The sequence below is a fragment of the Syntrophorhabdaceae bacterium genome (assembly GCA_035541755.1).
Classification (GTDB): Bacteria; Desulfobacterota; Syntrophorhabdia; order Syntrophorhabdales; family Syntrophorhabdaceae; genus PNOF01.
On the sequence record DATKMQ010000115.1, the window covers coordinates 1 to 14,221 of the forward strand.

Below are 14,221 nucleotides of genomic sequence, written 5' to 3' on the forward strand. Positions count from 1 at the left end.
CATTTCAGAGCGCTTGTTTGCCATTTTATTCTCCAAAGACAGAAAACGCCCTCTCGCTGCAAAAGGGCATTTTAGCAAATTCATCTGCTGAAGTTCTCTCATTATACATCAATCTTCCGTCCTGATCAATTTAAGTTTGTGGTACAAAGGCCCGTTACTCTTTTAATTCCGGACTCTCTCGTTAAGAAAAGACAGGTTAAGAAGACTTAACCTGCCTTGTTTGGTTTAGCCTTTGGAGACGTTTGCAGCGGCGGGACCCTTGGGTCCGTTTACGAGATCAAAACTTACCGCGTCACCTTCAGTAAGCGATTTAAAACCGCTCCCCTGAACGGAAGTATGGTGCACAAAGACATCTGTACCGTCATCCTTCGTAATAAAACCAAAACCCTTTGAATCATTAAACCACTTTACTGTACCTTCTGCCATTCTTGTTCTCCTTTGTATGTCGGGTTTTTCCGTGAACTCATTTACAGTAATGAGTAAAGACGTTCCCTTTGAGTTTCAGTTAAGTGAAGACTACCCAGTATATGCTGCTTTATGTGATCCTTCATTCTTTCCTCGGTATCTACCTCCGGGTTTGAACTTACCGTTCTCAGTATACTGTCGGTAGCAGGGATAGTGTTGGCTCTTAGCCTTACATGCACATCATCGCTCTGGGCAAGCGCTTGTTTAATCGTTTCTCGAACTGACTCGCATATGCCAACTTGTATTAAATAGCTAAGTGCGATCATCGAATGTCTCCTGGTTCCTACTCATTTGCGTGTCCATTGGGCAATGCTTCCCTCACTGCTTCTCCCATTTCCGGCGATCCCAGCGGTTTGGGAAGGGCTTGAGGAAGCCCGGCGGTCTTTATGGTTTCCTCCAAGGACCGATCAGTGTATCCCGAATAAAACATGGCCGGACAACCTCTCCGTATGGGCCTTACGCGCACGGCGAGGTCTATTCCCGACAGGTCTGGCATCACGGGTTCAATAATGATAAGGTCAAACTTGCCGGGGTCATCGGAAAAGGTCTTCAGCGCCGCGAAGCTCTTCGCTTCACCCTGTGTGTTGTAACCCAAACGTTCCAGAACAGCCGTGGTCACGGCCAACGCATCGTTGTCATTGTCCGCAACGAGAATATGAGGTTTGGAAGCCATAACAGCTTTTCCGTTTTTTCTGCTGGGGAATCTGGCAGTCTTCCCTTTTTAGGATAAAGAATAAGAGTGGAACGTAAGAAGATTGGGGATCAATAAAACTTGCAGCTGCATTGTAGCATAATAATCGTAAAACAGCAACCCTTCCTGGGTAGTGTCCTAATTTGGGAAGAAGGTGCTATTTTGAGTACCACGTAAACTTTATTACAGCGGCGAGTAAGAGCAGAAATATAGCAAAGAGTATAACAACAATTTGATCTAATCTATGCGCCTTAACATCATCATTTTTCCATGACTTTCTGAAAAAATCTTCTACCGCATACAGAGCAACAGCGATTGCGGCAATGGTGAGTACGATTACCACCATTAATTCCTCCTCGGATTTCCTCTATTCTCTGGAATCCTGCACGATAGAAGCCCTTACCGCTTTAGAGTACTGAACGTTACCGTTTTCTCAAGCGACTTTCTGCACAAATATTTGAAAAAGTCATGAATTCCTCCCAAACAGACTGATAATCACTTTACGATGGGTTGTTTCAATCTTACGTTGATATAGGACTTTTATCGGAGATCGCGAAGAATTAAGAGGAGCAAGGATGAAAACAAGAGTGGGTTTATGGATTGACCATAGAAAGGCTGTTGTAGTGAACGTTACCGAAAAGGGGGAAGAGGTGGGACTGATACTATCGAAGGTTGAAAAACAGCTTCGCCGTTCCGGTGACTCACCCCTTAAGGGTCCCTATGAACCGCACCAGGTGCCCGAACAGGACAGCCGCCAACGAGCGTTCAAAGGACATCTCACTATTTACTACGACGCCGTGATTGCTTCCATTCGAGATGCCGAGTCTATTTTGATATTTGGTCCCGGTGAGGCTAAGAGTGAATTGAAACAGCGCCTCGAAAAACACAAACTCGGTGAACGCATCGTAGGCGTTGAAACGGTTAACCGGATGACGCGCAATCAGATTATGGCGAAAGTTAGAGAACGTTTTCTGGAGCGGCATCCGGCGACAGACCCCGATCCGGTGGCTCAACGAAGTAAAAGCGTGAGTGCGGGCAAGCCGCTCACTCCTGAGAATCAACAGCGCCTTGCCGGCAAGGTCTAACGTCTCGTCAATTCAGATATGTTTAGGGTTAATTTCTTAAAGATCGAATTTTTCTGAGGTACAAAATGGCACTGATCGACAATACAAGCATTAACACACTCATGCTGCCCTTCCTTAAGGCGTTTCGTAGCGAGAAATGGAAGACACAGAAACGGGTATTTGGTAGAGCTTGAAAGGTTCTTCGACAAAAGTGATTATGGAAGCCGATGAGCGTTAAAGAAAATCGAGGACCAGCGAATGGATCGGAAGTGATTGGCAGCAAAATCCGTAAATCCATCCTTACGATCAAGACAAAAACGGAGGCTAAGAATGATACCTGTTTATTTATTTGTAGTGGTTGTCGTTATCTTTTTTCTCAGCAGTGCAATAAAGGTTTTAAAGGAATACGAAAGAGGCGTTATATTCAGGCTCGGGAGAGTTCTCGGAACGCCCAAGGGGCCGGGGCTCATTCTCCTTATCCCTGTCATCGACAGGATGGTCAAAGTGAGTCTCCGGACCGTGGTGCTTGATATCCCTCCGCAGGATGTCATCACAAAAGACAATGTGACGATTAAGGTAAATGCCGTGGTGTTTTTCAGGGTAATCGATGCCTTAAAGGCCATCATCGATGTGGAGAATTACCTTTACGCAACAAGCCAGCTCTCCCAGACGACGCTCCGAAGCGTACTCGGTCAAGCAGAACTTGACGATCTCCTCTCTCACCGGGAACAGATCAACGAGAGGCTACAGGAGATACTCGACACCCACACTGAATCATGGGGTATGAAGGTATCGAACGTGGAGGTTAAGAACGTTGATCTTCCCCAGGAGATGCAGCGGGCCATTTCAAGGCAGGCAGAGGCCGAGCGGGAAAGAAGAGCGAAGGTTATCGGCGCCGAAGGCGAATATCAGGCTTCCACAAAGCTTTCCGAAGCTTCGGATATACTCTCCAAAAACCCCATGGCGCTTCAGCTCCGTTATTTGCAGACGCTGATTGAAATATCGACAGAGAAGAATTCCACCATTGTATTCCCTCTTCCGATTGACCTTATTAAGTTCTTCATGGAAAAGATAAAACAATGAGAGAACTGGTTGCCATTACCCTTCTGTATCAAGCACAAACCGTGACATGCGGTCTGGTGACCAGGGGTTGATACCTATGCGTAAATCCCAGTATCCGAAAGAAGCTTGGTGCTGGAGGAAGCCGCGATGCCGACATGTGTAAAGTGCGGTTCCAAGGCCGCGTACTGGGCGATCATCGATAAGGAAAACGACCTAAAAGAGTACTGTGACAAGTGCTTTAATAAGTACGACCTGGCCAAGTACAAAAAGGAAATGGATGAGTACCAGGCGAGAAAGAAAGAGGATAAGATACGACACTGAACGCCTTGCTTGTTATTATCCTGGCCTGCTTCACACCCAACGGAGTGGTGGAGTCGCTTTCTTCCGTGCGCGTCGATGTTTGCCCAGTTCCTAAGGGTATCGGAGAAGCTGCCGCAGAATTGCCGATGCTGTCGCGACTATAGTAAAGAACCTGCAGGGAATAAAAGATGTACAGATAACTTGCGGTCGGTTTTGCTGTCGTTGGGAGATATCGACAGCAATTAAGGCGGGGGAGCTATTGAGGTGTTGACTTTCAGGGCTTTGTGAGTGGTTGATTGCTATGCGGTCGCGGGGGGGAGTGTCTTGCACCGGACCTCTACCGAGTGGTCAACATGATCGTCAATGAGCGAAATCGTTCCGTCTTCCTGCGCCACGCCATCGACAATAATGCTCGCGCTGTCCCCCCCTGCCGGTCGCCGCGTGACCTTTATATGATAAACCGTTTGCCGGTAACGGTAGTCAACCGTAAAACCCTCCCAATCAGCCGGGAGACAGGGTTCCACATGCAGTTTATCCACTTCGAGTCTCAGTCCGAGAAGAGATTCCACAATAAGCCGGTACATCCATGCGGCCGATCCAGTGTACCACGTCCAGCCGCCACGGCCTATGTGGGGCGCGGTGGCATAGACGTCGGCCGCAACTACGTAAGGCTCCACCTTGTACGTCCCGATCTCATCCACTGACCTCCCATGATGAACGGGGTTCATTATGGTCAAGAGCTCCCACGCTCTTTTGCCGTCACCCAATGAAGCGAAGGCCATGGCTGCCCAAATAGCAGCATGTGTGTACTGACCGCCATTTTCCCGGATCCCTGGAAGGTATCCCTTGATGTAGCCCGGATCCAGATCGGACTTGTCAAAAGGTGGGTTCAGAAGCTGGACGAGTGTGTGGTCCCGGTCGACCAGGTATTTATCTACAGCGTCCATGGCCATGTGCGAGCGCTTCACATCGGCAGCCCCGGAGAGAACAGACCAGCTCTGCGCAATGGAATCGATGCGGCATTCGGGATTGTGCGACGAGCCGAGCGGCGTGCCGTCATCGAAGTATGCGCGTAGATACCACTCCCCGTCCCAACCATGTTTCCCAATATTACGTTTCAATTTTTCGGCTTCTCTCTCACAGCGCTGCGCGAAAGGCACATCGTCACGCAGATGTGCTACCCCAACAAACCGCGTGAGGACCTCATAGAGGAAGAATGCCAGCCATACACTCTCACCTTTACCGTCTTTACCTACCATGTTCATGCCGTCGTTCCAGTCACCGGAACCTATAAGGGGCAGCCCGTGCTCACCGAATCTGAGACCTCTCAGGATAGCCCGTACGCAGTGATCGTAAAGGGGGGCCGTCTCTTCGGACCGGCTCGGCAGATCATAGTAGGAGTCCTCTTCAGCGTTCACAAGACGGCCCTTAATGAAACGGACGGGTTCATCCAATATCCCCGTATCCCCAGTATTGAAAACGTAACGACAGGTAGCCAACGGGAGCCAGAGGAAATCGTCGGAGCAGTGTGTGCGCACGCCCCTGCCTGACGGAGGATGCCACCAGTGCTGGACATCTCCTTCCGGAAACTGACGACCAGCACAGAGGAGTAAGTGTTGCCGCATGAGTTGTGGCTCGGCGTGAACAAGAGCCATCGCGTCTTGCAACTGGTCACGAAAACCGAAGGCGCCTCCGGACTGATAGTAGCCACTGCGGCCCCAGAAGCGGCACGCGAGGGTCTGATATATGAGCCAACCATTGGCGAGAAAGTTGATTGAGGGATCTGGGGTCTCCACGCGCACCGCACCGAGGGTGCGGTTCCAGTACCGCCACACCGCCTCAAGCTCCTCCCGTGCCGCCACAGACCCCCTGAAGCGCATGACGATATTAGCCGCGTCATCGACGTCCCGACCGGCGCCAAGCATGAAGACAAATTCACGCTCTTCCCCCTGGGCAAGCTCGAATGCAACCTGGATAGCACCGCAGGGATCCAAAGCTGCCCCCACTCTACCCGAGAGTCGAGACCGGTCCATAGCGGCGGGATGGGCCGAAGTACCGTTACGTCCAAGGAATTCTACGCGGTCACCGCTTATAGTCCTCGACGAATCGTCAACATCGAAAAAACTGATCCTGTTCGTGAACTCACTATTGTAAGGGTTACGTGCGAAAAGAGCACCGCTCTGAGGGTCGACCTCGGTAATGACATGCATGACCGACTTGGGCCGCACGTCACCCAAGACCCATTCCACATACCCTGTAGCGGAGAGTCGCCTAGCACGACCCGATTGGTTAAACACTTTGAGCACGGTGAACTTGACAGGCGCGTCAAGAGCCACATATATCCAAGCCTCTGTCCTGATGCCACGTTCGGTATGCTCGAAGACGCTGTAGCCGAACCCGTGCCTGGTGACGTAAGGGGTAGCTCCACGGCTGGGGAGCGGCATGGGGGACCAGAAATGACCCCGCTCTTCATCGCGAACGTAGAAGGCTTCTCCGCATACATCGGTCACCGGATCGTTGTACCACGGGGTCAGGCGGAACTCGTGGGCATTCTCGCTCCACGTGTAACCGGCATTGCTCTCGGAGACAACGGTCCCGAAGCTACCATTGGCCAGCACATTTACCCACGGCGCCGGCGTGACCTGCCCGCGGGCTGTGGAAATAACATACTCTCTGCCATCACGCGTAAACCCTCCCAACCCGTTCCCGAACACCAGGTCCTCGCGGGGGAGGGCCGCTACGGCTGTTGACTCAGGGCGATGCGTGCGGGTAGGCATAAGCGACGGAATTGTTGTCTCGTTAAGAGCACGGCGGTTGATCTGTTCCGTCAGTGTTCCCCTGAGGTCAGTGAGAATGACCCTGGCCACCGCCTGCAGTAGGACACGGTCTTCATTTGAAATCTGATCCCCGGGTCTCACAAATATGCCGCCGGGCCGGTCCGTCACGTTGGTCTCTCCGCCGGCGCTGATAAGCGCCATGATCTGGTCCTGCAGGACCTGCCGATAACCCGCGTGATCTTCGTTCCAGATGACCAGGTCTACCGGCAATCCCTTTAGCCGCCAGTACGCATGCGCCTGTACGAGTTGACGGACCAGATCCAGGTTGGCCGGGTCCTGAATTCGCAACAACACGATCGGGAGATCCCCCGATATGGAATAGCCCCAGAGACCCGATTGCCCCCGGAGGTTCTTGAGCAAGGTTGCCGTGTCAATCCGTAAGGAAGAGTTGGCATAGATAATAGAACTGGCAAGGCGTGCGTAGAGTTGCGCATCACTTTCGCTCGCATTGATCTGCCGCAGAAAGACTTGACTATGCGTCCACGCCATATCAAAGACTCGGTCCGCGAGGTGCTTATCGTGGTATTTCTCGACAAGGCCCATGCAAAGGTTCCGTGTATCCGCAACACCTGTGACAATATCAATGACGGTGGACTGATCCGGATCGAGGCTTATCTGATGCCGTATCGCGACAACAGGGTCGAGAACCGGACCCTCACCGCCGGAAAGCACGGATGTACTGCTCATGGCCGCCGGATTGGCAGTCGTGTTTCCGCGGCCAATGAACCGTGTACGGTCGGTCTCATAGGAAACCCCTCCCGCCTCCGCCCCATGCACGGCCATAAGGTGAAACATCCAAGGCTCCTGCTCGCTTGAGGAGCGGGGTCGGCGGGTGCAAAGAATGGCCTGTCTGTGATGAATGATCTCCGTTTGAACAAAGAGATTACTGAAGACCGGATGAAGCGCGTCTGCGGCGGGCGAGGCAAGAACTACCTCCGCGTAACTCGTCACATCAAGTGTTCGGCGCGTCTGCGCGCGGTTTGTGATGGTGACCCGGCGCAACTCAATGTCATCCTCGGGCGAAACAGCTATTTCTGCATGGGTATCAAAGGACTGATCACGGCGACGAAACTCCGCTCGCCCCTCGGAGAAAATTGCTTCATACTGTTTTGTCTCTTTGAGTGTCGGCTGATATGCCGTTGAGAAGAAAGAACCGTTCGCGAGATCACGTATGTAACAGAAGAAGCCCCAATTGTCGCAGGTACCATCCTCGCGCCAACGGGTCACGGCAATGTCCTTCCAGCGACTATAGCCCCCGCCGGCATTCGTAATCATCACGTGGTATCGGCCGTTCGAAAGCAGCTGCGCCTCAGGTATGGGTGTGTCGGGGCTCGTGTAGACACGCACCGGCATCTGGTCTACCTCATGTGCGGTTGAGTGCGCATCGGATAGTCCCGCGGTATGGGAATAGAAGGCCGTAGCCTTCGGTACCCGCTCCTGCAGCAAAAGCGTGGTCGCCTGAAACATGGGGTCCGACTCGAATCGCCTCTGCATGGGGCGATCGAGCAGTAGGTAGGCAAAAGAGAGGAAGCTCATGCCCTGGTGATGGGCCATGAAGGATCGTATTACCGCGCTCGATTGACCGCGTGGCAGGTGCGTGGGAGTGTAGTCGATAGCCTCATAGAATCCATATTTTCCTTCAAAACCAAAAGAGGCAAGCTTCTCGAGATTCAAACAGGCCTCTTCGGGAGCCACCATGAGCGCCAGCGCAGATGCATAGGGCGCAACCACCAGATCACCGGCCAACCCGCGTCTGAGCCCGATGCCCGGCACCCCAAAGGCGCTGTACTGATAATTGAGATGAGCGTCGATAACGTTGTAACCCGATTCCGAAATACCCCAGGGTACCCCGCGTGTCTTGCCGTACTTTATTTGCTCGGTTACGGCAGCCTTATAGGTCTCGTCAAGTAACGTCCCTTCATAGGTTGGCATCACCAAAAGTGGCATCAGGTACTCGAACATGGAGCCACTCCAGGAAAGAAGAATGGGTTCTCCGCTCGCCGTCGTGAGCAGACGTCCCAGGGCAAACCAGCTCTCCTGCGGCAACTGTCCCTGCGCAATGGCGATAAAAGTGCAGAGTCTCGCTTCCGAAGCCAGCAAATCGTAGTAGCTCGTGTCACACCGATGTTCGCTCACATTGTAACCGATGGCCATCAGATGCCGGGGCTCGTCGTACAGGAAGTCATACTCCATAGAGGCCAGTTCACCGCAGTGGCGTGTCATCGTCTCAATCCTCGATATCCTCGCCCTGGCAAAAAGACTTGCACCGGTGATAAGACCTTTGAGATCATCGAGCTCTTTGCGCTGCCCGTCTGTCACGTCAGGTTCACTTTGGCCTGCGATGAGCCCGGGGGGCAGTCTCTTATCAAGGTCGGCCAGTTGACGGAGCGTTAGGATTGCATCGAGACTGGGAACGCTTTGGCGCGCCTCTGGAGAGATCGATAGGGCCGTCCAGGGAGCAAGGAGCGTCAGCTCATTAAGCGCTGCTCCGCATTGGTCACTCATAGCACGGGCCCAGCATGACATCTGGCTCTCGGGATCGGCCTCGAAACCGTGGAGCGCTTCAAGGGCACAGGCAGCCAGTCGAACAAGACCCTGTCGTACAGAGGATAGTGTCGTCGATTGTGAACTCAACACGGACTCCATTTCGGCCTGCAGGTTAGTCAATGCGACCATGGGCTCCGCCCCCGCAACATCCGTGAGAACCTCAAGCGCATCGTTGAGGCCGGCAAATATCCTATCCCCCACGATTTTCTCATCGGGAAGAGCGGCGAGTCCAAGCCGCAAAATCAGAAGATCTGCGGCAAGGTTCCCGCTATCTACCGTCGAAATATAGGTCGGCAACAATGGTGTGAGAGTCCGGGTATCGTACCAATTGTAGAAGTGTCCCCTGTAGCGTTCCATGGCATCCATGGTATCGAGCGCCTTTGACGTACGCTCGACAAGTTGTCCGGCGGAAAGGTAACCGAAATCATAGGCGGTAAGATTGGCCAGTAGCGCAAGCCCCATGTTAGTCGGAGATGTGCGGTGAGCGACCATGGAAACGGGGCCTTCCTGATAGTTGTCGGGTGGCAGCCAATGGTCCTCGGGCCCCACGAATGATTCGAAGTAGCCCCAGGTCTTTCGTGCCATTTTTTTTAGAAACATAACCTGATCGCCCGTAAGCCGTGCCTCGTGCCGGGTGAGAGGAAGGCCCAACCACCATGAAACGAAGGGGCAAAAAAACCAGAAACCTAATATCGGCAGGGCGATACTCAAGGAAGCCGGTCTCGAGAACACAAGATAGACCGATGCGGTAACAGCAAGGATGGGAGAGATCCACATGGTCAGGTACGAGCCTGTGACATCTGCCCGGCTCTTGCGATCCGCATCACCCGAAGGATTCCATTCGAGAAGTCTCTTGCCCGTGACCAACATACGCCAGAGAGTGCGTATAATAGCATCCATGCTGAAATACGCCTCGTAGGGCAAACAAAACAATGTAAATACGTTTGAGACAAAACTCCTGCCGCTCAGGCGGACCGAAACGGATATGTGTCGGTTCAAAAGCGCATCTTGTGGTTTCTGAAGCAGATCCAGAATAGAGGTAATCAAAGAGGGGATCAAAACAATCCCTATCACCGATAATGTCCAGAGCCAGGGGTATGGAAGGGTTGTCCAACCGAGCAGCAACAGGGCCGTCAGCGCAAAAGGCACTAAACTGCGCCGAAAGTTATCGAATATCTTCCATTGGGACAAGGCCGAGAGCGGATTCCTCTGAAGGCGTGCGGTAGCGCCGGGAACAAAAGGCAGGATCCATCGCAGCAGCTGCCAGTCGCCACGAATCCAACGGTATCGCCGGCTCACGTCGGCGCCATAGCGGGAAGGATAATCTTCGTATAGCTGTACGTCACTCATGAGCCCTGAACGCGCGTAACAGCCCTCGATAAGGTCATGGCTCAAGATCCTGTTTTCAGGGAATCGCCCGTTTAACACCTGCTCGAAGGCGTCGACATCGTAGATACCCTTGCCGATGAATGAGCCCTCCCCGAAGAGATCCTGGTAAACGTCGGAAACAATGCGCGTATATGGGTCAATGCCCGGATCGCTCCCCCACATCCGCGCATAGCGGGATCGGTTTGTACCGGGCAGACTCACAGCAACCCGTGGTTGAAGAATACCGTATCCTTCAGAGATCCTTTGTTTACTTTCATCGTATTGCGGACGATTCAAAGGATGCGCCATGGCACCCACAAGCTGCCAGGCTGAATCACGCGGCAGTTGCGTATCGGTATCGAGAGTAATAACATACCTGACTTTCGATAGTGCTTCAGTATCGCCCACTATGAGTGAAAAGTCTTCTTTGGAGGAGGCGCGCAACAGAGAGTTCAACGCTGCGAGCTTCCCACGCTTGCGCTCATATCCCATCCAGATTCGATCGTAAGGGTTCCAAAGGCGCGGACGATGGAACAGGAAAAATAGATCGCCCTTTGAGTTCCGGTATTTCTTATTCAGCCCTTCGATTCCTTGCCGGGCCGTCTGCAATAGCAACTCATCCTCCGGCAATCTCTCCTCGGCGGCGTCCACAAAATCTGTGAGCAAGCCGAAACACAGGCTCTCGTCCCTGTTTGCAAGGAACCGGACTTCCAACCCATCTATGAGACGTTCGATGCCTTGGGCGCCCGTGAGCATAGTCGGCACCACGACCAGGGCGCGCGATTCCGATGGGATTCCTTTAGAGAAATCCATTCGCGGCAGGGCATGGGGAGTAATGAACTGCGTCGTAAACCAGTTCACCAAAGATATTGCCAGCTGGCTTAGACACAGGAACGAGAGAATACCTGCGAGCCATAGCAAGAAACCGTATAGTCCGGCGGCATGCGCCTTTGCCAGCAAACCTCCGGTCAGAGCCGCCGTAACCAAACCGATCATGCCAAGATAGAAAGAAAGAGGGTACCGGCGCACAGTTTTCTGAAATACCTCGGCAACAGAAAAACGCTCGCCGGCAAGCCCTTCGAGTTCGGTTAGACCCTTGCCGATGAGATAGAAGCCGACGTGGGCCGAGCGGTCATCGCTCCCCTTTTCGGCCGCCCCTTGCCCGGCAAGCCTGACTGCCTCACGAGCCACCTGATCTTCTGTCAACGGACTATTCCTTGCTATCTTCTCGATTGCATGACGGTATAGATCACGCGTGGCAAAATCCATCTCGCCATAGACTTGAGCCGGGTCTTCATGGAGGGTTACATCAACAGCGCTCATGGCCTCGACAAACTTACGCCAGTCCATGGCGCCCAGGAAACGAAGGCTTCCGATACTATTGCTTATGGAAAGCTGGTCAGCGGCTTGTTGCTGGTTTTCCGACTGGACAAGCTGTTCAATTGTCAGGTTTGACTCCGACAGGTGTTGCTCAATCCAATTAAGTGGCAACGCCAGAGAGGCCCCCTGACCCTGCAACCGGCGTGTAAGCTCCGCAACAAAGGCGCTCACCATCGGTGGCTTCGACCGGGCCATGTCCGCGATCACCAGAATCAGACTCTTGGGGTCCTTTTCGGCAGTCTGGGCCATTTCATCTGCCCAATGATCGGCATGGTTTCTGTCGATCCTGTCGGCCGCGATCCGTGTTGCAACGCGTCTCAGATTTTCAATGAGCGCCAGACGAAGCATGATGGGAATTGCCCACAATTCGCCCAGTTTCAATACAGCACCCGTCTGATAAGCCTCTACAAAGTTGCTGAGGCTTTCCGGATCAACCCGGCCATCGCCGTGCGAGATGATTTCCAGGGCAATGTCATAGACGCGGGGAAGGCCCGTCGAGGGGCCCTTTTCGAGATGGGGTAGCCCTCTGCTGTAACCTTTGGGCAGGTGTCTCTTGGCTGTGCGGATCTGTTCTTCGATCAGATAGAAGTTATCCAGTAACCATTCGCCGGCCGGTGTTATCCTCCGCTTTGCTCGAACCGCGTCCGTGAGCAGGCTACGGACCTTGTACAAAATCTGCTCGTTATCTGCAAGTCTTGGTAGAAGTCGCTCGACAGCGTAACCTGAGCTTAGTCTGTGCAATCCTGCCAGGCTCCTGCCATGCTGCCTCATCTGATGGGCGCTCAATAACTCCGAACGTAAAGACGGCTCATCGTCGACAAGCTTCGGCTCTGCAATTTTTCCACGCAGGCCCATCCAAAAACGAAAGAGGTTTCCGAGAACGGTCGTACCGTAATGTTTCACGATTTGTTTCTCCGTATTGAAGGTAAGACCAAACGAACTGGATTACAACCAGGATACCGGTTTTCAGGCCCTACTCATACGCATTGAGAGAATGTCTCCTCGAGTAGGGGGCTATCACTCTATATCAGTATACCGCTATATGATAAAATCATCAGGCTTATTCTTGCTTGACCACACAGATGCACAACAACCAGAGACGGCCGGGCTTTTTTAGGCACTCTTGAGCAGTTGTTAAGTGATAAGCCGCCTATATTCATGCCACTTTTTCTGTTTGTGGTAGTAGTGACCGGTAAACCTCGTCAGGGGTCTTCTTGTCAAGACCTTGATGACGCCGTTGCACGTTGTGTCGTGTGAACCAGTGTCCAAGCTCCTTTCTTGCCGTGGCAATTGAGCCATATGCTTTGAGGTAAACATCCTCATACTTGACGCTCCTCCAGAGCCTCTCAATGAAAACGTTGTCCATCCATACTGATCTGTATATCATGTTCTTTGAGAATACCGGTAAGCTCATCGCAAGTAAACTGGCTGCCCTGGTCAGTATTGAATATCTGTGGTGTTCCAAGATGCGTGATGGCTTCTTTAAGGGATAGTTGGTGTGAATCTCATCGATGAGCCGCATAAGGTGTCCGTCGGCTCCTGTACAAAGATTACGCCGCCTGCTGCCTGGACAGCAGAACATTCAGTTAGAGTTTTTTTGCATGAAATGCTCTGGTATATCATCGGTTCCTTGATGAATGCCCTTATTTCTTAAGACATCCGCAGGATGTAAGCCTTTTCCCACATCTGGGACATCTCTCCATGTAGCAGTCCTCGTGGTGAATACCCCCTGGCCTTACGTAACACACAGGGCATCTTTCCTTTGCATCTTCCGAATAGGGCAGACGAGGAAAAGATACGTCATCATCCTGGTACTCTATTGGTTGATGGGAACAGCTTATTGTCTTTGGATCTTCAGGATCTCTGCCGCATCGCTTGCAATCTGCCATAGTGTTATTACCGTAGCACCAAACAAACCAGGAGATAAAGAGAATTTCCTGAAGGTGGTGTAAATGCGTATAATCCGGATAAGGCTTGCAATACTCTACGACGGTACGTAGCCTGACTCATCTATCGTTCTCTTCTATTTTCCGGGTACGGTATACATCGTAATCAGGCACGAGGCGATCATAATCGTCATCCATGAGCGGTGAAGAGATCATAAAGTCGGCAGAAGCGCGGTTACAGGCGATGGGGATGTTCCAGACAACCGCCATGCGCAAAAGCGCCTTCACATCCGGATCGTGCGGGTGCGGCTCAAGCGGGTCCCAGAAGAAGATGAGAAAATCGATCTCACCGTCGGCTATCTTGGCGCCGATTTGCTGATCACCGCCCAGTGGCCCGCTCTGGAGCTTATTTACCTCGAAGCCGAACTCCCGTTCCAACATCTGTCCCGTAGTTCCGGTTGCGTATATCTTGTGGTGGGCCAAAAGCACTCGATTGTATTCTGCCCACTCGACCAAGTCACTCTTCTTGTTGTCGTGCGCGACGAGTGCTATCCGTTTGTCGTGTTTCATGGTGATTTTCTTCTGACTCATGCAGAACCTCCCTCGTTTGTAAAAAAGATT

Annotated in this window: 8 protein-coding genes and 1 pseudogene; 3 read left to right on the forward strand and 6 right to left on the reverse strand. The window is 52.4% G+C overall.

Annotation, left to right across the window (positions count from 1 at the left end; genetic code table 11):
* Positions 1-225: 225 nt before the first annotated feature.
* The 3 genes from VMT62_11805 to VMT62_11815 all read right to left on the reverse strand — a co-directional run bounded on the left by VMT62_11805 (position 226) and on the right by VMT62_11815 (position 1,502).
* Positions 226-426, reverse strand: coding sequence for a cold-shock protein (locus tag VMT62_11805; protein HVN97107.1), 201 nt, complete (start codon positions 424-426; stop codon positions 226-228).
* Positions 427-748: 322 nt separating this feature from the next.
* Positions 749-1,138, reverse strand: coding sequence for a response regulator (locus tag VMT62_11810; protein ID HVN97108.1), 390 nt, complete (start codon positions 1,136-1,138; stop codon positions 749-751).
* Between the two features lie 175 nt (positions 1,139-1,313).
* Complete coding sequence (locus tag VMT62_11815; protein HVN97109.1) at positions 1,314-1,502, reverse strand: hypothetical protein; 189 nt, start codon at positions 1,500-1,502, stop codon at positions 1,314-1,316.
* A gap of 229 nt (positions 1,503-1,731) precedes the next feature.
* On the opposite strand from VMT62_11815, the gene VMT62_11820 reads away from it, so the two are divergent.
* The 3 genes from VMT62_11820 (at position 1,732) to VMT62_11830 (ending at position 3,603) form a co-directional block, all read left to right on the forward strand.
* A complete protein-coding gene (locus VMT62_11820; GenBank protein HVN97110.1) occupies positions 1,732-2,241 on the forward strand; it encodes a hypothetical protein in 510 nt (169 codons plus the stop codon).
* A gap of 309 nt (positions 2,242-2,550) precedes the next feature.
* On the forward strand, positions 2,551-3,303 hold the full coding sequence (locus VMT62_11825; GenBank protein ID HVN97111.1) for a slipin family protein: 753 nt from the start codon (positions 2,551-2,553) through the stop codon (positions 3,301-3,303).
* A gap of 126 nt (positions 3,304-3,429) precedes the next feature.
* On the forward strand, positions 3,430-3,603 hold the full coding sequence (locus VMT62_11830) for a hypothetical protein (GenBank protein ID HVN97112.1): 174 nt from the start codon (positions 3,430-3,432) through the stop codon (positions 3,601-3,603).
* A 278-nt stretch (positions 3,604-3,881) separates the two neighbouring features.
* Here the strand turns inward: VMT62_11830 and VMT62_11835 are convergent, their stop codons facing one another.
* The 3 genes and pseudogenes from VMT62_11835 to VMT62_11845 all read right to left on the reverse strand — a co-directional run bounded on the left by VMT62_11835 (position 3,882) and on the right by VMT62_11845 (position 14,191).
* On the reverse strand, positions 3,882-12,617 hold the full coding sequence (locus VMT62_11835; protein ID HVN97113.1) for a glucoamylase family protein: 8,736 nt from the start codon (positions 12,615-12,617) through the stop codon (positions 3,882-3,884).
* A 316-nt stretch (positions 12,618-12,933) separates the two neighbouring features.
* Positions 12,934-13,204: pseudogene (locus tag VMT62_11840) on the reverse strand (integrase core domain-containing protein).
* 516 nt (positions 13,205-13,720) lie between these two features.
* Entirely contained in the window at positions 13,721-14,191 is a 471-nt protein-coding gene (locus VMT62_11845; protein HVN97114.1) for a methylglyoxal synthase, read from the reverse strand.
* Positions 14,192-14,221: the final 30 nt, after the last annotated feature.